General features: G+C 71.3%; 14 protein-coding genes. 5 read left to right on the top strand and 9 right to left on the bottom strand.

Annotated features, from left to right (window positions below; genetic code table 11):
• The first annotated feature begins 291 nt into the window (after positions 1-291).
• Positions 292-960 (top strand): ammonium transporter, encoded by a 669-nt coding sequence (locus JOE30_RS06885; RefSeq protein ID WP_204869935.1) that lies wholly within the window; start codon positions 292-294, stop codon positions 958-960.
• A 68-nt stretch (positions 961-1,028) separates the two neighbouring features.
• Here JOE30_RS06885 and JOE30_RS06890 read toward each other — a convergent pair whose 3' ends face one another.
• The 6 genes from JOE30_RS06890 to JOE30_RS06915 all read right to left on the bottom strand — a co-directional run bounded on the left by JOE30_RS06890 (position 1,029) and on the right by JOE30_RS06915 (position 9,380).
• Positions 1,029-1,367, bottom strand: coding sequence for a hypothetical protein (locus JOE30_RS06890; protein ID WP_204869936.1), 339 nt, complete (start codon positions 1,365-1,367; stop codon positions 1,029-1,031).
• A gap of 470 nt (positions 1,368-1,837) precedes the next feature.
• A complete protein-coding gene (locus JOE30_RS06895) occupies positions 1,838-3,109 on the bottom strand; it encodes a S1 family peptidase (protein WP_239533490.1) in 1,272 nt (423 codons plus the stop codon).
• Positions 3,110-3,310: 201 nt separating this feature from the next.
• Positions 3,311-4,426: a hypothetical protein gene (locus JOE30_RS06900; RefSeq protein ID WP_204869937.1), complete on the bottom strand. Its 1,116-nt coding sequence runs from the start codon at positions 4,424-4,426 to the stop codon at positions 3,311-3,313.
• A gap of 117 nt (positions 4,427-4,543) precedes the next feature.
• Positions 4,544-5,662 carry a hypothetical protein gene (locus tag JOE30_RS06905; protein ID WP_204869938.1) on the bottom strand — a complete coding sequence of 373 codons (1,119 nt, stop codon included), beginning with the start codon at positions 5,660-5,662 and terminating at the stop codon, positions 4,544-4,546.
• Positions 5,659-7,602, bottom strand: coding sequence for a LuxR C-terminal-related transcriptional regulator (locus tag JOE30_RS21655; protein ID WP_204869939.1), 1,944 nt, complete (start codon positions 7,600-7,602; stop codon positions 5,659-5,661). The genes JOE30_RS06905 and JOE30_RS21655 overlap by 4 nt, the downstream gene beginning before the upstream one ends.
• Positions 7,599-9,380 carry an Hsp70 family protein gene (locus JOE30_RS06915; RefSeq protein WP_204869940.1) on the bottom strand — a complete coding sequence of 594 codons (1,782 nt, stop codon included), beginning with the start codon at positions 9,378-9,380 and terminating at the stop codon, positions 7,599-7,601. Before JOE30_RS06915 ends, JOE30_RS21655 begins: the two co-directional genes overlap by 4 nt.
• 353 nt (positions 9,381-9,733) lie before the next feature.
• Between JOE30_RS06915 and JOE30_RS06920 the strand changes: the two genes are divergently transcribed.
• The 3 genes from JOE30_RS06920 to JOE30_RS06930 all read left to right on the top strand — a co-directional run bounded on the left by JOE30_RS06920 (position 9,734) and on the right by JOE30_RS06930 (position 18,925).
• Positions 9,734-15,379 carry an IniB N-terminal domain-containing protein gene (locus JOE30_RS06920; protein ID WP_204869941.1) on the top strand — a complete coding sequence of 1,882 codons (5,646 nt, stop codon included), beginning with the start codon at positions 9,734-9,736 and terminating at the stop codon, positions 15,377-15,379.
• A 148-nt stretch (positions 15,380-15,527) separates the two neighbouring features.
• On the top strand, positions 15,528-17,459 hold the full coding sequence (locus JOE30_RS06925) for a dynamin family protein (RefSeq protein WP_204870834.1): 1,932 nt from the start codon (positions 15,528-15,530) through the stop codon (positions 17,457-17,459).
• Positions 17,456-18,925: a dynamin family protein gene (locus tag JOE30_RS06930; protein WP_204869942.1), complete on the top strand. Its 1,470-nt coding sequence runs from the start codon at positions 17,456-17,458 to the stop codon at positions 18,923-18,925. The genes JOE30_RS06925 and JOE30_RS06930 overlap by 4 nt, the downstream gene beginning before the upstream one ends.
• Before the next feature lie 2 nt (positions 18,926-18,927).
• Here the strand turns inward: JOE30_RS06930 and JOE30_RS06935 are convergent, their stop codons facing one another.
• The gene (locus JOE30_RS06935) at positions 18,928-19,485 is read right to left on the bottom strand and encodes a hypothetical protein (protein ID WP_204869943.1); all 558 of its coding nucleotides are present in this window, start codon (positions 19,483-19,485) and stop codon (positions 18,928-18,930) included.
• 181 nt (positions 19,486-19,666) lie between these two features.
• Between JOE30_RS06935 and JOE30_RS06940 the strand changes: the two genes are divergently transcribed.
• On the top strand, positions 19,667-20,962 hold the full coding sequence (locus JOE30_RS06940; RefSeq protein WP_239532504.1) for a lipase family protein: 1,296 nt from the start codon (positions 19,667-19,669) through the stop codon (positions 20,960-20,962).
• A gap of 24 nt (positions 20,963-20,986) precedes the next feature.
• Here the strand turns inward: JOE30_RS06940 and JOE30_RS06945 are convergent, their stop codons facing one another.
• Positions 20,987-21,820 carry a hypothetical protein gene (locus JOE30_RS06945; protein WP_204869944.1) on the bottom strand — a complete coding sequence of 278 codons (834 nt, stop codon included), beginning with the start codon at positions 21,818-21,820 and terminating at the stop codon, positions 20,987-20,989.
• A gap of 123 nt (positions 21,821-21,943) precedes the next feature.
• Positions 21,944-23,059, bottom strand: a complete 1,116-nt coding sequence (locus JOE30_RS06950) for an ABC transporter permease (protein WP_204869945.1) — start codon at positions 23,057-23,059, stop codon at positions 21,944-21,946.

Raw genomic sequence — 23,059 nt, forward strand, 5'->3', positions numbered from 1 at the left:
GCGATGAGCCCTACCGTATTACGGCACAGCGACAGGCCTCTCGCACAGGTATTCCTAACTTGCCTCGCGGGTAACTTCGGGCCGTCGAGGAAGTCGCCCCTCATCGCGACCATTTTGTTACCCTTCACGAGCCACCTCGTCCGTGGGTGAGGTCACATCGTGGCTGTTCACACGGGCAATTCCCGTATCGAGTACTGAAAACGGACCTGATATTCGGTTGTGTCCCTGTCAACCGCTACAGTGCTCGTGTCGGGGTCCGACACCACGAACCTGAACGAACGGAACATCTAGATGAAACTGCGTCGACTCGTCGCAACCTCTGCGATCGCGATCGCCTCCCTGGGCGTGGCCACCGGTACTGCGTACGCGCAGCCGGCCACCACCACCCCCTCCGCGACGACCACCGAGAGTGCTCCCGCGGAGAACTCCGAGCTGAACTGGGCATCGCGCGTCGAGGCCGGTGGCGTCGTCACCACCGTCGACGCCGGCATGTTCCGTGCGTCCGACGACGGCAAGACCGTCGACCTGGTGGACGAGGAGGGCAACACGATCCTGAGCCTTCCGCTGTCGTTCAACCTCAACGGCATCGAGTTCCCCTACGGTGTCGAGTACACCGACGAGGGCCGCACCGTGAAGCTCATCCCGAACCTCGCAGCACCGATGGGCCTCGCCCCGAACGCGCTCGAGAACACGGTGGCATCGCCTGCCGAGAACACTGCTGCCGAGCAGTCCTTCGCCTCGCAGCTCGGTCTCGCGACCTCCATCGGCGGACTGACCGGCACCATCATCGGTGCAGTCATCGGTGGCATCATCGTTCCCGCGATCGGCATCGTGCCGGGCGCCGGCGTCGGTGGCGTCATCGGTACGATCGTCGCTGGTGGACCGACCCTGGTCGTCGCCGGTATCGATCTGCTCAACACGTACAACGCTGCTCCGGGAACCTCCAAGTTCGCCTTGTAAGACTCGGAACACGAAAGAAGGCCGCCACCCATCGGGTGGCGGCCTTTTCTCGTTCCGGGCGGGGTCAGCTAGAGCCAGGGGACGGCGGCGGCGAGAAAGATGCCACCAGCGATGACACCGACGGCTCCGGTGAGCAGTCCGATGACGGTGTCTGCGCGATCGGCATCGGGAACGCGGGTGGCCAGGACGCCGGCGACGAGCGCGGCGATGCCCAGCAGAACGCCGAAGCCGAAGCTCCAGAACGCCACCACCGACAGCGCACCCAACAGCACGGAAACGTCGGCGAGTCGGGGATCGTGGGCAACGGAACTCAGGGCCGCCCGAGCAGACGACATCTTTGCCGCGGCGTAGATCGCGGCGGGGGACTGAGTCTCGCGGGGGAGTGACGAATCGGCGATGTCGGTCACAGCGATACCTCCTTCGGGGAACGGCCGAAGGTCATCGGGTATCGAACGCAGCGCAGCACAGCGGTACACCTCCTCGTGGGATGAACGGAACGGTCGACACTCGGACGTCACCGACGCTGGTGACGGAGTGGACTGCGCGTATCCCACGATACCACTGTGACCAGAGTGCGTTACGTGACGGAATCCGAAAAGTGATGCGCCCGTGTCTTTTTGATTTCTCGGCACTCACAGCAGCGGCCCCGTCGTCCGAAGACGACGGGGCCGCGACAGTTGTGAAGCAGGGAAAGGTCAGCTCCCGAAGGCGCCGGCGTTCGTGACGATCCCGATGATGTATCCGAAGACGGTGAGAGCGAGCTGGAGGTATCCCATGGCGGGCCTTCCGTGAGTCGACGACGCACGATCGAGGTGCGGAGGCACCCTGCCTCGACAGGTGACATTACCGCACCTAGGAGACCGAACGTTGTGCTATCTCACGACGTGCGGACGGTCGTTCCGGTGGCCGCGGTGACGGCGTCGACGGGAATGCCCAGGCTGGCGGTTCCGCCGTACCGAGCCAGCGCCAGGTTGGCCTCGCCGCAGCTCGGAGCAGTGCCGCTGTTGGATCCGCTGGTGATGCCCAGTGCGAGTGTTCCGGTGACGATCGCACCGCCGCTGTCACCCGCGAGAGTGCAGGCGGTACTGGCGAATCCGCGCACCGTGCGGCTGTCGCCGTCGCCCAGGAAGAGCTGCGTCTCGACGCGGTCCGCAGCGACGAGACCACACGTGAAGGACGACGCCTGACCGGACTTGCACACCGGGGCACCGACGACGGGTGAGGCCGTTCCGGTGATCGTGAGGGCGGTGCCGTTGGCGCCTCGCACAGTGGGCTGGTCGAGTCCCGCGGCCACGCCGGCGCCGTTGAGCGCGATGACGGAGTAGTCGAGTCCGTCGCCGCCGCCGACACTCGACGTGGTGAAGTCGCCGACGGGAGTGCTGGCGCGGATGTCGTCACGATTCGGCAGGTACACCGAGGCGGAGTTGCCCGGATCACAGTGTCCCGCAGACAGACTGACCGGCGTGCCGGCCCCGTCGGTGGCGCTGAACCCGAACGAGCAGATCTCGATGTCCTCGAGCGGTGCGGTGGTGATGTCGCCGGCGGACGTCACGTAGTCGTCGCCGCCCATCACGGCAGGCGGAGGCGTCGGACCGGGAGCGGGTGGGGACAGCTGCACCTGGAGGTTGGCGATGGCGGTCGGCAGGTTCAGTGCCCGGCCGATCGGGCTGTTCGCGATGTCGACGATCACCCGTCCGCCGAGCACGTCGACGGCCGCCGAATTGATCTGTGACGAGACCTCACGGGGCAGTCCCGACACCCAGCGACCGAAGTCGTCGAGGGACCGTTCGAGCGTGTCCGCCGACACGGGCGACTGGCGGCTGCGGTAGCCGTCCTGCGCCACCTGGCTCGCGGCCTCCGAGGTGGTGACCGCGACGACGGGAACGCCGTCGTCGCCGATCCAGGCACCCGCGAAGTCCGCCGGGCGCTGCTGACGGAAGTCGTCGGCGTAGGAACGGAGCTTCTGCGCCTCGGCAGCGCGGTCGAGGTACTCCTGCGGCGACATGTGCAGATCGCGTTGCACGGCGTCGACCAACTCGGACGGGAGGCGATCCGCGGACAGCTGCTCGGGAGCCGCCGACGCGGGTGCTGCGCCGGCTGTGGCGGTGCCGAGGCTCAGCGTCAGCAGCGACGCACCCACCACCCCCATCACCCGTGCGCTGCGAGATGCGCCGCTCGACTCGGAGTGACTCTGGCCCGTGGCCGCTGTGGCCGCCGAGTTACGCAAGAAGTTCCCTTCGCAGTGGTGACAGTCCGTGGCCCGTCGGGTCCGCACATGGTTCGCAGAGCTACCGATGCCAGCGCACGAGCATAGGGCATCATCCTGAGCGTTTCCGGCGCTCGACGAGCCTCAGGGACGGTTCACAGACACCATCGGACCGAGCCGTGGAATCGCGACGGACGGCGCGGTGGACGTGGTCGTGGGAGCGGTCGACGTGGTCGTGGGTGCGGGTGTACTGCTCGCCACGGTGGGCGGCGTCGGCACGGTCACCTCGGGAAACGACGGGAAGTCGGGAAAGTCGATGTCCGGTGGCGCGAACGGGAACCGGTCCGTCGGGAGCCCGAGACCGGTACTCGGTTCCACCGCGGCGGCAGGCGGTGCGGGCGGCACGACGGGGTCGGGCGTGTCGATCTCGGGAGCCGGGGCCTCCTGCACCGGAACTGGAACCGGTGCCTGCTCCTGGACGGGCAGCGGCGCGGCGGACGTGGTGGTGCTGTCCAGCGACGACGTCACCACGGGAGCGGCGGGCGTGATGGCCTGCTGCGAGTTCAGGGGCGCGACCGAGCTGGAGTCGAGGTCGTGGGTGCCCACGGCGCCGCCGACGGCGAGGAACGCGAGCGCCACCGCGGCGACGGAGACCGCCGCGCGCGTGGGCGTCCTCCGATGTGCCCGAGTGCGAGGGGTCCTGCCGGCGGCCGAGTCCGAGACCATCGCGGCGAATGCCTTGTCCGAGGACGCCGAGGTGGGCGGCGACGACCGATGCGTGCTTGCGGCGCGGACGGCCACCGCCGGATTCTCCGACGTCGCGGGAGCCAGCGAGCAGTCCGGTAGACCGACGTAGTCGAGGGCGTCCCGCAGTGCGGCGACGGAGTCGGCGGACAGTCCCGCAGGGTGGAGCAGCGTGCACCGTGCGTCGGCGGGCAGCGAGTAGAGCCCCGACAGCATGCCCGTCAGAGTGTGAACGAATCCGGCGACGAGATCCTCGGCGCGCACCACCCGGCCGTCGGCCAGGCCGAGTCCGCGAGGGTCTCCCACCGCATACAGAAATCCGCGAACACCCTGGTCGGAGTCATCGAGGCGGACGCGTCCATCGGGATCCAGGCCCACCGCCGTCGGGCACTCGAACAGCTCGGTACCGCCGTCGATGTCGACCGACACGGCCGTCTCGGCGTCGGTCACCGCTATGACGAGGTGGATCGTCCTGTCGACCTGCGGGCTGTCGGACCCCTGGCTGCGCGCGCTCATTCGGACTCGACCCCCTTGGCGAGTTGCGGACACGGTGCCACGTCGACCGTGAGCACCCGTCCGATCACCGTACCGGTCGTCACGGTCCGGGGTGACCCGATGGGCGCACGGGGGGACCTAGCTGGGCGGCGCGGTACCGGGTGACGGCGCCGCCGCCCCCTGCTCGTCAGGAGTGTTCGGACCAGCCGGAACGTCGGGGTCCGGGTCCGTGCCCTCCACGGGGTCGGTCGGTTCCTCCTCGACGGGCGGGTCGCTGGGGACGGGCTCGGGCACCGGTTCCGGAGACGGTTCCGGGGCCGGAGCAGGTGCCGGGGCGGGAGCGGGCGCGGGTGCCGGCTCGGGGGCCGGTGCGCGCGGAGGCACCGTCGTGGTGATCCGCGTAGGTGCACGCGTCTCCTCGGCGGGCGCGGGGGCGCCGGGGACGACGGTGGGGAAACCGATGCTGGTCGACGGGGCGGGACGAGTCGTCGTGGTCCGCGCGGTGACTCCGGCGGCGTCTTCGACCTCGGGTACCGCGGTGCTGACCGTCCGGTCGGACGCGAGGTAGGCGATGCCGCCGCCGACGATCAGCAGGGTCGCTACCGCGGCCGCCACGAGCAGGGCCAGGGGTCCGCGCGGTGTCGACCTCGATGCACCACTGTCGGTGGCTGTCGAGGCGGCGGACGCCGCGAGCAGCGGTGCCCCCGTCGTCGGCGCGAGCCCGGCGGCGGCACGTGCGGCGGCCGCGGCGGCCGCCAGCCGTTCCTCGGACGCTCCGAGGGTGGCGTGGGGATCGGCCGACTCGGGATGCAGCGTCAGAGCGGTGAGTCCGACGAAGTCGAGCGCGTCCCGCAGCGCGGCGATGCGCTCGGGTGACCAGTCGGCGGGATGGGCGGCACCGGCGGTGAGGGCGCGAACGTCCTCGCCGGCGTCGACGGTCTCGCTGAGCAGCAGGAACATCATGGTCGCGACGAGGTCCTCGGCGCGCATGGGCACGCCGCGGGACGAGACCACGCCGGACGGGTCGCCGACGCGCGCCATGAAGCGATCGACGACGTCGATGTCCGCGGTCAGGGCGTCTGGGCGGTGCAGGGTCGTCGTGCCGTCGGGCAGGAGGTAGAGGACCGTCTCGGCCGTCACCGGCACGCGGACCAGTTCGCCCGACGTCGTCGACACCACGACGGCCGTCGACGTCAGATCGGTGATGTGGATCCCGATGGCTCGGGTGATCGGTGCGGCGTCGTGACCGGTGTTCATGCGTGTACCCGTCGTTCCTTGCTCTGTGCGTAGCCGGCCGCGCGGAGCATCGACAGCATCTGCGAGCGCGACTGCGCTCCCAGACGTCGACGGATCCGTGCGACGTGGTGCTCGACCGTCTTGGCCGAGATGTACATCTGGGCGCCGATCTCGCGGTACGTCAGGCCCAGTACGAGATGATGCGCCACCTCCGCCTCGCGCTCGGTCAGCGCCCCCAGCGACGCGGAACCGGGCTCGGTGGGCTCTGCCGTCGCCGCGACGGCACCGATGTCGCGGGCGATCTGCAGCAGGGCGGTGGCGTCGCGGGTGTCGGCGACGCGCAGGGCGGCGTCACTGGCGAGTCGTGCCGCGTCCCAGGCGTGCCCGAACTTCTCCAGGGTGCGCGCGGAGGTCTCGACCTCGGCGACGTCGGGCTCGCCCTGCAGGACACGGAGCCATGCCTTGCCGGCGGAGGCGAGTGCTGCGGCGTGGGGACTGCGGTCGGCGAACGAGCCGAGCGCGCGAGCGTGGGGCAGCAGGTCGGCCGGGGCGCCGCCGAGGATCGCGGCCTGCACGCCGTACCAGTGCCACGTGGCCGCCCACGTCGGTGGTTCGCCGAGCGAGGCGACCAGCGCGGTGGCTGCGGAGACGGAGTGCGCCACACGTGCCGTGTCCCCGAGACGCACTGCGGCGAGCCACAGTTCGCCGAGGGGGATGAGGGAGAAGAGATCGGGTTCGGCCTCCGCGACGGTGCGCCGGGCCTCCTGCCACGCGGACATGAGGGCGCCGGTGTCGCCGCGTCGGCGGGCGGTGGCGACTCGAAGTGCGAAGTAGGACAGGGCGTCCCGCTGGGGGAGTGCGGCCGGATCGACGCCCGAGGTGGGATCGACACCCGTGTCGCCGGCCACGAGGGCCGACCAGGCGAGCAGCAGACGGCACCGCGTGGACACCGCGCACCCCGGATCTGCGGCGATGGTCTCGGTCAGCACCGCACGGGCGGTGGCGGGGTCGCCGGTGTGCAGCGCGATCAGCGCCGCGATCACCGCGGGATGTTCCGGCTCGGCCCGGGCGCCCACCGCCGTGTCCGCCATCGATGCGGCGCGCAGCAGCGAACCTGTTGCCACGGTGGCGGGTTCGGTCAGCGAGTCGAGAAGTCCGCGAGCCACCAACGTCGAGCGGGCATTCGCCGACGTGGGCGGGACAGGGCGGAGGCCACCGTGCGTGCGGGCGAACGTCGCGGCGCACGCGGCGTCCCCCACGGCGAGAAGTGTGGTCACCGCGTACGCGGCATCCGGTCCGATGCGGTCCGGCCCGAGCCACCGGTAGAGGTCGGCGGCGTGTGACGCGGTGCCGCGCATCAGTGCGACCGTGGACGCGACGCGGACGGCTCCGCGTACTCCGTCGGGTGAGGGCGCCTCGGCGGACAGCACCGCGTCCACCGTGAGCGCCGCGGTGTCGAGATCGCCGCTCGCGAGCAGGGCGTCGGCGTAGGGCACGGAGATGTCGGTGCCCTGCGCGCCCGCAGCGGCGGCCGCATCCCAGAGTCGTCGCGCGGCGAGACGGTCTGCAGCAGAGGCTAATTCGACGAGGTGCTGTGCGAGATCGGGATCGCGCAGCCCCGCGTCGGCGAGCGAGACCGCGAGATCATCGCCGAGACCGCCGCGGTCGAGGCGCACTCGTGCCAGGCGGCGCAGCACGCCGAGCATCCCGTGTTCGCCCATCACCACGCGGAGGGAACCGCGGGCGGAGTCCGACAGCAGACCCTCGTCGGACAGGACCCCGCAGCCCCGGGCGCGCTCCACGGCGGCGGCAGCATCGGGCATCGCCACGTCGGCGACATCGGCGACGAGGTACGGGTCCGGGGCCAGACCGACCGACGCGAGCGTCACCACCACGAGGGCGGTGTGATCGTGCGCGGACAGCAGCGATTCGAGGGCCGACCGCTCGTCGGGCGAGGTCACTGCTGTGGGTCGAGGGCGCCGAGTAACGCTCCTGGAACCTCGGCCACTGTCTCCAGCAGACCCTGACCCGGCAGTCTGGTGGGTAGAGAAGGCGCTTGAAAGGTCGGTGCGGACGGCGCTTGAAAAGTGGGTACCGACGGCACCTGCGCGGGGGGAAGGTTCGGTGCCGTGAACTGCGGCGCCGGTGCGTTCGGTACCGCGACATTCGGCGCGGTGGCGCCCGGTACCGCGGCCGATCCGGTCGAGCCGGGCGCGGTCGCACCGGGAGCCGCAGCTCCCGGCGCCGCTGCGGCGCCGCTGGTCGGCACTCCCGCGGCTCCGGTGGTGCGCGGCTGCCCCGTCACGGGGTCGACGCCGGCGGCGGCGGCGGTGGTCGGGGTGGCGCTCACGGAACCGTCCGCGGCAGCCGGGGCGACTGCGCTGCTGGTCGACGGGCCGGTGTTCTCCGACGATCCGCCGACGAGGCCGGTGCCGACGGAGAGGCCGCCCGCGGCCAGCAGGATCACGGCAGCGGCGACGCCGCCGATGACGGCCGTGCGCTTGCCGCGTGACGGGGCGTCCTTGGCGTGCGCCGAGCGCGACACCGGTGCGGGTGTGGAGGTTCGGGCCGAGGCGGGACGCTCGGTGACCGGAGGGAGCAGGTCGGTCTCGTCGTCGTCGACGGTGGAACCGGGGGCGACGGCAGCGAGTGCCACGGCGCCCGGGCGGTTCAATTCTGCTCCGGCCGACGCGATGTCGGCGGCCAACAGTGCGGCTCCGGTCGCAGCAGTGGCAGCGGGCTGCTCGCCGACGGTCACCGGCTTGCGCAGCGCGGAGGACACGGTCTCGGTGAGCATGGGGATCGACGCGCCGCCGCCGACCAGGAGCACACGATCCACCGCGTCGCCGTCGACACCCGCGGTGCGCAGCGCTTCGCCGAGTACCCGGGTGGCGTCGTCGAACGTCTCGCGCAGCAGTTCCTCGATCTCCGACCGCACCAGTCGCACGTCGGTGTCGATACCGGGCAGGTGCACCGGGACCACCGTCTCGGTGTCGGAGGACAGTGCTTCCTTGGCCGTCGCGCAGTGTGTGCGGAGCGTCGTGAGGGCCTCGACCGTCGCGGGATCGAAGGGATCGAGCGACGAGGAGTCGACGTTGTCGAGCACGTGCGCCAACACGACCTGGTCGATGTGGGCGCCGCTCACGTCCTCGCTGCGCGCACCGCGTCCGAGGATCGCCGAATCGGCTCCCGTGCGCACCACCGACACCGTCAGAGCGCTCGCGCCGAGATCCGCGACCAGCACGACGCCGTCCGCCACCGCGTCCGGCGACTGCTGCATCCATGCCGTCGCGGCGAGAGCGTCGGGAACGAAGGTGACGTCGGTGAGGCCGTGGCGGGCAGCCGCGTTGCGGAGCCGGTCCACCGTGTACTCAGGCCACGACGTCGGGTAGGTCACCACGATCGCGGCGTCGTCGTCGGCGCCGGCCGCACGCGCCTCACGGACGAGGCAGTCCAGCGTCGTCGCGTAGAGCTCGTCGCCGGTGTAGCTGCGTCCGTCCTCGGTGACCAGCGCGACCGGATCGCCGACGCGGCCGGCGAAACCGGTCAGCGCCGTGGTGTCGACGGTGCCCGGCGCCGCCAGGGCGGGTTCACGATCGGGCGTGACCGACAGCGCGGTGGACCGCACGACGGTCACGGCGTCGCCGAGGTGCCCCGGACCGTCCACGGCGACCGCCGTCGAGGTGCTCGAGCCGACGTCCAGTCCCAGACCTGATGACCGTCCCTGATCCGTTGCCATGGCGCCGACTCCGTTTCCGTGCTCGTCGATATCCGTACCCGTCAAGGCTGTGTCGGACCCGCTGTCGGGCACGTCGCCGTGACGCCGTAGCTGTCCACCGGCACTGTCGTCTCGGTGGTCTGTTTCGTTACAGGTCACAAGACTAGAGCGGTCCGATCCCCTATGCCCCCTAGTCGCCCCGATCTGCCCCGGGGCGACCCCCGGGGTGCAGGAAGGGGGCTGCGCCCCGTTGGGACACGTCACTACTCGACCTAGTTTTGATCTCAACGTGCCGAGACAGTCGGCCCGACCACCTCGACGCCTGCACACACACCGTCTGCCGACACCGGTCCACACACACCCAGGAGATCCCGATGGCCACGAACGCCGTACTCGACTTCATCCTCAGCCTTCTTCGCGACGACAAGGCCGCCGCTGCCTACTGCGCGAACCCGCAGGCCTCGCTTGACGCGGCCGGCCTGCCCGACGTGTGCCACGCCGACATCGTGGCCGTGGCGCCCATGGTCGCCGAGTCCGGACTGTTCGCCGGCGGATCGCGCCTCGCCTCGATCGTGAACGCGGGCAGCTCCTCGAACGTCGTGAATGTGGGCAGCGTGAACAACAGCACTGTCTTCGGCGGCAACACCGTCACGGTCGGCGGCCCCACGTTCGGCAGCAATGCGGTGAACTTCGGAAACAACAACAACAACGGAAACTTCAGCAACAACAACTTCGGTGGCAACAACTTCGGGGGCTTCGACCTGGGCGGCTTCAATTTCAGCCCGACCCTCATCGGTGGCGGCCTGGCGATCGGCAGCATCGGCAACATCGGCAACCTGAACCTCGGTGATCTGGATCTGAGCGGGCTCAACCTGGCCTCGCTCGACCTCAGTGGCCTGAACCTGGCCTCGCTCGACCTCGGCGGGTTCGGCGACATCGACCTGCTCGGCGGACTCGACCTCAGCCTCATCGACCTGGGCGACCTCGACATCGCGGGCCAGTTCACCACCGTCCTCGCCCTCGTCCTGGCCAACGGACTCTCCCTCGGTGGAGACCTGGCCGCCGAGTTCGGCGCAGCACTGGGCGCGGCTCTCGACGCCGCCCTCGCCCTCGGCGGCGTCCTCGACCTCGACACGCTGGTCGACCTCAGCGCCACTCTGGCCGGTGCGCTCACCGCAGCGCTCGGCCTCGGCGTGGGTGCCGGAGCCCAGCTCACGGCCGCTCTCGACGCCGTGCTCGGCACCGTCGCCGGCCTCGACCTCGACGCCGTCGTCGGTCTGTCCGGCGTTCTCTCCACCGCACTCTCGGTGGGCGGTGTGCTCGGCGCGAACGTCGGCGCCGCACTCGGTGGCGTGCTCGGCGCAGCGGTCACCGCCGGTGGCTCGCTCGGCGCCGATCTGGCCGCCGCCCTCACCGCCGGACTCGACGTCGCCGGATCGCTCGGTGTCGTCGTCGGTGGCGCACTAGGCGTGACCACCGACATCACTGCTGCTCTCTCGGGTGGCCTCGCCGCCGCGGTCGACGTCGCCGGTGATCTCGGCGCGACGCTGACCACCATCCTCGACGCGAACGTCGTCGCCGCGCTGGCAGGCACGCTGACCACCGAGCTCTCCGCAGCTCTCGGCGCAGCCCTCGCTGCCGGCGGAGACGTCGCCGGTGAGTTCGGCGCCTCCCTCGGCGCGCTCCTCGGAGCCGTCACCGGCCTGTCCGGCGCACTCGACCTCGACGCTCTCCTCGGCGTCGGCGGCACCCTCGGCGCGACCCTCGCCGGTGTGCTCGGCCTCGGCGGCGGCATCGGTGCGCAGCTCGGCGCCGCACTCGACGGTGTCCTGGAGCTGGCCGGCGGCCTGGACCTCGCCGCCGCCCTGGCCGGCGGAGCCGACATCGCGGCCACGCTCGGCGCCACTCTCTCCACTGCCCTCAGCGGCGTACTGGTCGCCGGCGGTACCGTCGCCGGCACCCTCGGCGCAGCCTTCGGTGCCGCCCTCGGCGGCGTCCTGGGTGCCGATCTCGGTGCTCAGCTGGTCGGACTGCTGGCCGGTGAGCTGGACCTCGGTGCGGCACTCACCACCATCCTCGACGGCGCTCTCGGCCTCGGCGGCCTGCTGGACATCGGCGCTCTCGCCGATCTCGGTGCCCTGCTCGACGTCGACGGCGCACTCGGCCTCGGTGCCGGCGTCATGGCCACGCTCGGCGGTTCCCTCGAGGCTCTCCTCGGCGCGGGCGGTCTCCTCGGTGGCGATCTGACCGCACTGCTCGGTGCCGATCTCGGTGCGCAGCTCGCTGCCGCCCTGGCCGGCGCTCTCGCGGTCGGCGGCGACCTGGGCGGCGACCTCGGACTCGCACTCGGCGGCGTGCTCGCCGGGCTCGTGGACGTCGCGGGCGGCCTCGACGTCGACGCGGTGGCCGGACTCGGCGCCACCCTCGCCGCAGCCCTCACCGGCGCACTCGGTGTCGGCGCAGGACTCACCGGTGGACTCGCAGCGGGCCTCACCGCGCAGCTCGGTGCCGCTCTCGAGGGTGTCCTCGGCCTGGCCGGCGACCTCGACCTGCTCGGCGGACTCGGTGTGCTGGGCGACCTGAACGTGCTGAACGACCTCAGCGTCCTCGGCGATCTGGACCTCGCGGCCACCCTCGGTACCGCACTCTCCGGCGCTCTCGCCGCCGGCGGCGCGGTGGCGGCCAACCTCGGTGCCACGCTCGGCGCGGCCCTCGGCGGTGTCCTCTCCGGTGACCTCGGCGCCGAGCTCGTCGGCCTGCTCGCCGGTGGACTGGACCTCGGTGCCGGCCTCACCACCCTGCTGGGCGGCGTCCTCGATCCGTCCGGTGCCCTCGGCCTCGGCGGCGACCTCGTCGCCACGCTCGGCACCTCGCTCGCGGCCGTGCTCGGTGCGGGCGGTCTGCTCGACGCCGATCTCGCGGGCCTGCTGACCGGCGGCCTCGCCGCGCAGCTCTCCGCCGCACTCGCGACGGCTCTCGCGGCCGGCGGCGACGTGGCGGCGAACGTGGGCTTGGCCCTGGGCGACGTGCTCGGCACCGTCACCGCAGGTCTGGACCTGGACGGTGTCCTCGGCGCAGACCTGGCGGCGGCACTCACCGCGGCCCTCGGCCTCGACGGCGACCTGACCGGTGGACTCACCGCACAGCTCGCCGGCGCGCTCGACGCCGCACTCGGTGTCGTCGGAGGCGCCGACATCACCGCGGCTCTCTCGGGCGCACTCGCCGCCGGTGGCGACGTCGCCGCAGGACTGGGCGCGACACTCGGCACCACCCTCGCTGCCGTGCTCGGCGCCGACCTCGGTGCCCAGCTCACCGGACTGCTGGCAGGCGGCGCCGATCTCGGCACCGCACTGACCGCCGTCCTGGGCGGCGCTCTCGACCTCGACGGCGTCTTCGGCATCGGTGCCGACGCGGCCGCCGGTCTGGTCGGCACGCTCGGCACCACGCTCGGCGCCGCACTGAACGTCGGCGGCCTGACCGACGTCGACCTCACCGCACTGCTCGGCGGCGACCTCACCGCCGTCCTGGGCGCCGCACTCTCCGGTGCCCTGGGCGCCGGCGGCGCACTGGGTGGCGACCTCGGCCTGGCACTGGGCGGACTCGTCGGAGCGGCCACCGACCTCACGGCCGGCGCCGATCTCGGACTGGTCCTCGCCGGTGCGCTCGGTGTCACCGGTGACGCTGCCGCCACGCTCTCGGGCGCACTCGACGCGATGCTGGGAGCTGCGGGCGGTCTCGACCTCACCGCGATCCTCGGTGCCGACGCGGACGTCGCCGCCACCGTCGGAGCCGCGCTCAGCGCAGCACTGTCGGCCGGTGGCCCGCTGGCCGCGAACGTGGGCGCCGCCCTCGGCGGAGTGCTCGGAACCGCCCTGTCGGGCGACCTCGGCGCACAACTCGCAGGTCTGCTGGGCGGCGGCGTCGACCTGGACGCCGCACTCGGCACGGTCCTCGGCGGCGCACTCGGACTCGGCGGGCTGGTCGATCTCGACGGTCTCGCCGGTCTGGACGGACTCGGAGCCGTCGGCGGTCTGCTGGACGCCGACCTGCTGGGCGGCCTGACCGGCGCACTGGACACGGACATCGTCGGTGCGCTGGCCGGCTCGCTCGGCGCTGCCCTCGGCGCCGGCGGCCTGCTCACCGGTGACCTGCAGGCACTGCTCGGCGGCGATGTGGCGGCGCAGCTGTCCACCGCGCTCGGCGTCGCTCTCGGCCTCGGCGGCGACGCTGCCGGTGAACTCGGACTCGCCCTCGGCGGCGTGCTCTCCGGCGTCACCGATCTGACCGCGGGTGCCGATCTCGGTGCCGCTGTCACCGCTGCTCTCGGCATCACCGGTGAGGGCGCGGCCACCCTGGCCGGCGCGCTGAACACGGCGCTCGGACTCGGCGGGGCGCTCGATCTCGACGGACTGGTCGGTGGGGATCTCGCCGCGACGGTCGGCGCTGCACTCGGCGGTGCTCTGGCCGCCGGCGGCGACGTCGCCGCCACGGTCGGCGCCACCCTCGGTGCCGCTCTCGGCGGCTCCCTGACCGCCGATCTGCAGGCCCAGCTCGGTGCACTGCTGGCCGGTGGGCTGGACCTCGACGCCGCGCTCGGCACGGTGCTCGGTGCGGCACCGGATCTCGATCTGGACGCCGACCTCGCCGGCCTGCTCGGCGGCGCTGTCTCGACCGGCCTCGGCCTCGTCGCGGGAGTCGGCCTGCCCGACACGGACCTGCCGGACCTCACGGGCAGCCTGGCCGCGGCTCTGGGACTGGGCGGCGCAGCCGCAGCAGGACTGGGAACCGCACTGGGCACGGTGCTCGGCGGCACGGTGCTCGCCGATCTGGATGCGAACGGACTGCTCGAGGGTGACCTCGGCGGCATCGTCTCCGCCGCACTCGGTGACGCACTGAACGTCGGCGGTGTCCTCGACCTGGAGACCGACCCGGTCGGCCAGTTCGGTGCCGCGCTCAACGGGGCGCTCGGCCTCGTCGGCGGCGTGGACACCGGCGCTCTGGGCGACCTGCCCGCGACGCTGACCGCAGCCTTCGGCGTCGGCGGCACGGCGGGTGCGGAGCTCGGTGGAGCCTTCGGTGCTCTGCTCGACATCGCCGGCGGCGGCGATCCGGCGGCATCCCTGGGAACGGCACTCGGAGCCACGGGTGACCTCACCACGATGCTCGACGCCGCACTCGACACGGCGGTCTCCGCCGGCGGCGCGCTCGACGCCGAGGGTCTGCCGATCAGCGGACTGCTCGACGCGAACACCGGTCTCGACGGCAGCCTCAGCGCACTGACCACCCTCACCGGTGGCCTCGGCGCCGTGGGTGCGGTCGCCGGCGGACTGGACGGCACCCTCACCGGTGTCGGCGGCGCGGTCACCGATCCCGACGCGGTCACCGGTGCGGTGGCGAGCCTGGGCGGCGGCCTCGCCGGCGGCCTCGGACTGGGCCTGAACAGCGTCACGCAGGGCGGGCTCGAACTCGGCTCCGAGCTGCAGGGCGGCCTGACCGGCGCTGCGACCGGCGCAGGCGGCGTCTTCGGCGGTGTCGAGATCTCGCCCGACGGCGAGGTCACCGGCGGCCTGGACAACACGTCCGAGTTCACCGGCGCACTCGACGGCGGCATCGACGCCACCGCCGACGCCGTGGGCCAGTTCCAGAACTCCACCGACGCCGTGCTCGGCGGCGTCACCGGAGCGACCGACGGACTGGGCCTGGGCGCGGTCACCGACGTCACCGGCGACGCGCTCGGTGCCGTGACCACGGACGGCGGACTCGGCGGCGACATCGCCGGCGAGGCCACCTCCTGGCAGGACGTCGACGCCGAGGGTGCCTTCGACGGCCCCGCGGCGGCGGCCGGCGGAGTCGGCGACGGCCTCACCGACACGGTCTCCGGGCTCGGCGGCGGACTCACCGGTGGCCTGACCGACGGCCTGTCGAACACCCTCGGCGGCGGACTGAGCTCCGCGGACGACGGCCTCGACACCGGCGCTGTGGCCGATGACAACGCGGCCGACGCGGGAGACGCCAACTGATCACCCGCGCGCTGTAACACCGACGACCCCGCACGCGCTTATGCGTACGGGGTCGTCGGCGCTTACCGTGAGGGTCACACCTTTCGTCAGATGGTGAATGCTCACAGACGCGCTCGACCCGTTGCCACCGCAGACAGATCGGGACCACATGCAGAACGACGCACCACCCGCCGTGCAGACCGGCGCCGGGAAGACCCCCGCGCCGACGCAGGCGACGCAGCTGGCCGAGCTCCTGTCCCGAATGGGTGAGGTCGCGTCCGGTGCCGGTCGCCGCGACCTCCTCGACCGGCTGACGGCGGCGCGTGAGCGGGTGCTCGATCCGCGCCTGCGCATCGTCGTGGTCGGACCGCTCAAGCAGGGCAAGAGTCAGTTCGTGAACTCGCTGCTGGGTCTCGACGTGTGTTCGGTGGGCGACGACGAGACCACCGCGGTGCCCACGATGGTCGCGTACGCGGAGACGGAGCGGGCGGAGCTGGTGGTCGGCGAGATCGGTGCCGACCCGGTGCGCATCGACATCCCCATGGCGGACATCCACGCCGTCACACCGACCGATCCGCGCGCGGAGGGTCGTGAGATCCTGCGCCTCGAGATCTCCGTACCCAGCCCGCTGCTGAAGGACGGGCTCGTCGTCATCGACACCCCCGGCGTCGGCGGCCACGGCAACCCGCACGCCAACAGCACCCTGGGTCTGGTCACGTCGGCCGATGCCGTTCTGGTGCTGTCCGATTCGAGCCAGGAGTTCACCGAGCCCGAGGTCGCCTTCCTGCGCCAGGTGGTGACTCTGTGCCCGGCGGTCGCGTGCCTGGTGACCAAGACCGACCTCTACCCGCACTGGCGGCGCATCGTCGAGGCCGATCGCGGGCACCTCGCGCGGCAGGGCATCGACGTTCCGCTGATGCCGATCTCGTCGATGCTCCGCTCGCACGCGCTGCGGCTGAAGGACGACTCGCTCGACAAGGAGGCCGGCTTCCCGGCTCTCTACGACTTCCTCCGCGGTGTGGTGCAGCGTGCCGACGCCACCACCCGCAAGGCCGTCGCGCTCGACGTCCGCTCGGTGTCCGAGCACCTCGCCCTCGCCCTGGGCAGCGAACTCGCGGCACTCCGCGATCCGGAGACAGCCGCCGCGGCGGTGGCCGGTCTGCAACAGGCGCGAGCCAACGCCGAAGACATGCAGAAGCGCAGCAGTCGGTGGCAGCAGACGCTCAACGACGGCATCACCGATCTGGCCGCCGACATCGACCACGACCTGCGAGATCGGCTGCGCGTCATCACCCGCGAGGCGGAGGAGGCGGTCGACGGGGGAGACCCCGGCAAGGACTGGCCGCGCATCGGTGAGTGGCTCGAGGACCAGATCGCCTCCGCCGTGGGTGACAACTTCGTCTGGGCACACGAGCGGTCCCTGTGGCTCGCCGAGACGGTCGCCCGGCACTTCGCCGAGACGGCCGACGCGCACATCCCGGCGATGAACATCGCGAACGTCGACGGTGTCATGGATCCGGTGACCTCACTGGGGGACCTCGAGTCCGGCCGGATGGGCATCACCTCGAAGGTGCTCGTCGGCATGCGCGGCTCCTACGGCGGCGTGCTGATGTTCGGACTCATCACCACGATGATGGGCCTCGCGCTGCTCAATCCCATCTCGCTCGGCGCCGGAGTCCTGTTGGGCAGCAAGGCCTACAAGGACGACAAGGAGGCCCGCGTGCTCAAGAGGCGGGCCGACGCCAAGGTCGCCATCCGCAAGTTCACCGACGACGTCAGCTTCCAAGTGGGCAAGGAGTCCAAGGACCGCCTGCGGCTCGTCCAGCGCCAGCTCCGTGACCACTTCACCGACATGGCCGATCAGACGGTGCGCTCGGTGAGCGACTCGCTGCGGGCCGCACAGGAGGCGGCGACCGGTGCCTCGTCCGAGCGTGCCGCGCGCACAGCCGAACTGGAGCAGGCCCTGAAGAAGATCTCCGCACTGCGCAGCATCGCGCAGAAGCTCGACCCCGAAGCCGTCGAGGCCGCCGAGGCCGACAAGGCCGACAAGGCCGTCGAGGCGGCTCGTGCGGGCCGCACGGAGATCGGTACCGGCTCGTGAGCGTCACACTCGACCGTGCACGGGAACTCGTCGCGGCGGCGCAGGCGGAGTACGTACGGGAGCCGGATGTCCGGGATGCGTTGCGCGTCTGTGCGGACCGGCTCGACGAGCCCCTGCGCGTCGCGCTCGCCGGGTCGCTCAAGGCCGGCAAGTCGACGCTCCTCAATGCGCTCGTGGGTCAGGACATCGCCCCGACCGACGCGACCGAGTGCACCCGCGTCGTCACGTGGTACCGCCGCGGGACGTCTCCGTCGGTGACGGCCCGGTACGACGGTGACCGCTCGATGAGTATCCCGGTACTGCGTCGGGGTGGTCGACTGTCGTTCGACTTCGGCGATCTCACCGCGGACCGCGTGGACCGACTCGACGTCGAGTGGCCGGCCCGAACTCTGGCCCGCAACACCATCATCGACACCCCCGGCACGTCGTCGCTGTCCCTGGACGTGTCCGAGCGGACGTTGTCGATGTTGACGCCCGAGGACTCCGCGTCCGGCGCCGATGCCGTGGTCTATCTCCTGCGCACCCTCAGCGCGTCCGACACGTCGTTCCTCACCCGCATCAACGACGCGGTCGGTGGCGACTCCGGCCCGCTCGGCGTGGTCGGTGTCGTCTCGCGTGCCGACGAGGTGGGCGCCGGTCGCATGGACGCGATGATGTCGGCCAAGGAGGTGGCGTCCCGCTTCGCGGTAGAGCTCGAGAAGACCGGTCTGTGCCAGGCCGTCGTGCCCGTCGCCGGCCTGCTCGCCCTCGGGGCGCGGACGCTGCGGCAGAGCGAGTTCGGAGCGCTCGTCGCGTTGGCCGACGCCCCGCCCGACGACCTGCAACTGGCGATGCTGTCGGCCGACCGCTTCTCCCGGCCGGACATGCCCCTCCCCGTCGATGCGGAGACGCGCGCCGGACTGGTCGACCGGTTCGGGCTCTTCGGCATCCGAATGGCCGTGACGCTCATCCGCATGGGTACGCGCGATTCGCCCTCGCTCGCACGGGAACTCGTCGAGCGTAGTGGGCTCGAGGAGCTACGACACATCATCGACGTGCAGTTCGGCGAGCGAGCCGACCAGCTCAAGGCGCACTCGGCCCTCGTCGCTCTCGATCGCGTGCTGCGCGCCTCCCCGGCCGCGGGGTCGCGCGCCATCATCGACGAGGTGGGATCCACCCTCGCCGACGTCCACGGTTTCAAGGAACTGCGCCTGCTCGGTCAGCTACGGGCACGCGAGGTGCGGCTGCCCGAGCCGGAGAAGGCGGAGCTCGGTCGTCTGGTGGGAGCGCAGGGCACCGAGGTGACGACGCGGTTGGGGCTCGATCCCGACGACTCGGTGGAACTGCAGCGCAAGACGGCCTTCGACGCGGTCCGCAGCTGGCGCTCCCGTGCGTCCCATCCGCTGCTCGACCGGTTCACGGCACGGGCGTGCGACATCGCCGCTCGCAGCGCCGAGGGAATCCTCGCGGAGCTCGACCGCCGCTGAGATCAGCGCCGGACGGGGGCGGCCGCGAGCCATCGCCCGACGGCGGGGACGAACAGCGGAGCGGTGCCCAGCAGAGCGAGGGCTGCGACGACGAACGGCGCATACGTCGTGGGCTGCACCAGCGCGTCGGAGGTCGCGATCCAGAACGCGATCGACCCCGCCGCCGCGACGATGCCGACCACGGTCAGCGTGGATCGTCCGGTGGGGCGTCGGCCGCGGATCTGCAGGATGCCGGCCAGTCCCACCAGGAGAACGACGGCGCCGACGGCAGCGCCGGCGACGAGCGTGATGAGGACCGTCGAGTCGATGTCCTCCGCCGAGGTGCCGGGGGGGTCGGCCGAGAGGACGTCGGCGAGGCGCGACCGTAGTCCCTGGTGGTCGAGTCCCAGCAGCGCGCCGGTGGCGGCCAGGACGACGAGGCACAGGCTCCACAGGACCACGGCGACATCGACGGCGCGCGGGCGCTCGTCGGGAACCGGCTCCCGCATGGGCGTCACGCGCACCGACGGGCGGGGCGGCTTCGGGGGTTGCGAGCCTTCGACACTGTCCGACGCGTTCATGGCTTCAGGCTAGAGGGTCTGTTTCCGCTCGACCCTGTTGTGGTCCGGCCCCGTCCGCTCGGGCTCGGAAAGTGACTGAGCACGAAGTCGACGGTCGGGGTCACACGGGCTTCTCGGAAGTGGGCTCCATCACTTACGGTCAGGGCGGTAGTGGGCCCGCCTGGGCCCCGTTGTCGATGGGATGAATGTGCGGAAACTGCGGTCTGCCGGCGTCGGTCTGGTGATGTGTGTCGGTCTCTTCGGCGCGGTGGTGCCCACGGCCGCCGCCGAACCCCCCGGCCCGGCGTCGAGCTTCTACACGCCGCCCTCACCGCTTCCCGCAGGAGACGACGGTGACCTCATCCGTACCGGACCGTCGAATCTCGCACTGTCGCTTCCTCTGCCGCAGGGGCCGATCCCCGGCACCGCGACGCGCCTGATGTACCGGTCGCAGGACGCCGACGACGCGCCGGTCGCCGTCACCGGGACGTACATCGACCCCTCGGCCGAGTGGACCGGCCCCGGTCCGCGCCCGCTCGTGGTCATCGCCCCGGGCACGCACGGCCAGGGTGATCAGTGCGCGCCGTCGCACCAGCTCAACAACGTCCTCACCTACACGCCGGTACTCGGTCTCATGGTCGAGTACGAGCTCCTCTCCACCTACGCGCTGCTCTCCCGTGGCTACGGGGTCGTCATCACCGACTACGACGGGCTCGGCACACCGGGAGCGCACACTTACGTCAACCGCGCCGCGGAAGCGCACGCGGTTCTCGACGCGGCCCGCGCCGCGCAGCAGTTGGGCAACACCAAGGTCGGTCCCGATTCCCCGGTCGGCCTCTGGGGTTACTCCCAGGGCGGCGGTGCCGTGGCGGCAGCCGTGGAACTCGCCCCCGAGTATGCGCCGGAGCTCGACATCAAGGGCACCTACGCCGGCGCACCCGTCGCCGATCTCGCCGCGACGCTGGCCCAGGTAGACGGCACCATCCTCACCGGTGTCATCGGCTACACGCTGAACGGTCTGCGCCGCTCCAACCCGGAGTTGGGTCCGATCATCGACGCGTCGACGAACCCGGCCGGCAAGGCCGCGCTGGCGGCCCTCGAGAATCAGTGCGTCGTGGAAAGTGCACTCACCGTGGGCTTCCACCGCACCAACGAGTGGATCGTCACCGGCGAATCGTTGTCCGACTACTTGAAGCGGATTCCCGAGGCGCAGACAGTTCTCGCCGAGAACAAGATCGGTAACCGCACGCCCACCACGCCGGTCTACATCGACACCGGCACGGGCGACGACATCGTGCCGCACGGCCAGGCCGTCGATCTCGCCGCGACCTGGTGTGGGAAGGGCTCGAACGTGCAGCTGAACACGCAGCAGCTGCCGTTCTTCCTGCCGGGCCTGGCCCTCGGCCACGTCCTGCCCGACTTCATCGGACTCGGTGCCGGCACCAACTGGCTCGATGCCCGGTTCCGCGACGTCCCCACAGCGGGCAACTGCGCCTGACCCGTCACCGCCGAAGCGCCTCGATCACAGTCGATCGAGGCGCTTCGTCGCGTTCCGGACCCTCGATGTCGACGCGTCCTTCTCCGACGCTGCCGTCGAACGTGCATCCTGCGCCGCCTCCAGGTCCTGGCGTGCCTTCTCGAGCTGCTCGGTGAGGGCGTCGACCGACTTCTGCAGCTCGTCGACGCGATGGTCGGCCTTGTCCAGCGCGTCGGTGGCATCCTGCACCGCAGCCTCGGCGTCGTCGAGCTCCGCCTGTGCGCGGGCCCGCTGCTCTTCCTTCTCCCGTTCGGCGGTGTCGTCGGGTTCTGGTTCCGGTTCTTTCGCGGGTTCGGGATCGACGGACATCAGCCCCATCGGACCGAACCCGCTGTACTCGGCGGCCCCCAGCATCCGGCCGCGCCGCATCTCGTCGGCGATGTCCGCATCGGACAGCGCCGCATTCAGGCTCTGGGTCACCGCGCGCACGACGTCCTCGCCGATCGGGTGACCGTGCCCCTCCGCGATCTCCGCGGCCCGATCCGCCAGCGCACGCACGGCGCGTTGCCGCTGCTTCGTCAGCGTGCGGAGTGTGGCGCCTCCCGGTCGACCGGCCGGCCTCCGGTCTTCCCGTAGATGTTGTTGCGCTTCCCGTAACGCTTCCCCGAGGTCGAGCAGATCTGCGACATCCTCGTCCGCGTCGCGCACCGTCACATTCAGCACCCACCCGACGATCGTCGGTTTGCGCAGCGCACCGATCTGCTCGGCCAGGGCCTTGTCGCCGTCGGAACGCGCCTGCTTCTGCCGGTCCGTGCGCGCGGCGACGAAATCGGACGGGTCGAGCCCGTACAGCTCGTCGGCCACCTCGTCGAACGTCATGCCGGCCGATTATGCCGCCTCGCTCCTGCCCTGAACACGGGACGGCAGACGGCAAGAAGGCGATGTTCGACGCACTGCCTCGGTGCTGCACGTCGACGGTGGCGGACGGCTGAGCTCAGCGCCTCAGGCGATCCGCACGCCTCTCGGCAGCGTGCGGGCAGGAACGCGCAGTCGGCGCGCGGCGACGGTGAGCCCGAGAGCGCCCAGGATCACGTTGACGGCCAGACCGAGGTACCAGCTGTCGCCGACCTTTCCGGATTCGAACTCGGCACGCTCGTCGTAGAAGCTGCGGTTCGAGGCGTTCGCCCTGGTGTCCGCGCAGGTCGGCTCTTTCAGGTACGGGCCCGTGCGCGCCGTCGCGAGCGTCTCGGCGATCGGGCGCGCCACGCTGGGGTCGGGTGGCCGCTCGTCCGACGTCCACACGCGCACGCGCGGATTGTCGTGTGCGGCCACCACATCCGGGAGAATGAGGAACGGGTTGGGTGCCAACAGCCACCAGATGCGCTCGGTGTGCTCGTACGAGCGCACGCTGGCCACGTCGCGACAGTTGGGAACGGTGTCGTATGAGTCGTCGACGTACGTGTACTCGGCTCCCACCACCTCGTGGTCCTCCGACGTGGTCGAGTAGAGCAGGCCGAACAGCGCCGGGAGGCCCAACACCAGGAAGAACACGGTGGCCTGCGTCAGGACGGCCGATCCCGCCGGGCGTGCGGTGAGCGCCGAGTACCCGAGCCCGATCCCGCAGTAGCAGAGGAAGATCAGGCACAGCACCAGCACTCCCAGCACCGAGGTGCCGATGCCGTAGGGCGCGGCGACGATGCCCCACACCAGGTAGGGCGATGCGACGCCGACGAGTGCCAGGCACGACACCCAGGACCCCAGCAGTTTGCCGACGGCCAACTGCCAGTGGCTGATCGGCGTCGCCTGCACCACGGCGAGCGTCGCGTCCTTGCGGTCACCGTTGATCGAGGTCGCCGTGAGGGTGGGCGCGAGGACGACGCCGAGGAACAGTTCGACACCCAGCACGACCACGTACAGATTGCGCGCCCAGCCGTCGTAGTTGGCATCGGCCTCGTTCACCGACAGCGCCAGGTACATCGACCCGAACACGGCCAGCGAGATGACCGTGAACGTCACTGCCAGGGTGATGCGCCACCGGGTGGTGCGCAGTCGCTGTCGCAGTTCGAGGCCGATCAGCACGCCGACCACCGACCACCAACTACTCGTCCGTGCCGCCAT

Source organism: Rhodococcus sp. PvP016 (assembly GCF_017832185.1).
GTDB lineage: Bacteria > Actinomycetota > Actinomycetes > Mycobacteriales > Mycobacteriaceae > Rhodococcoides.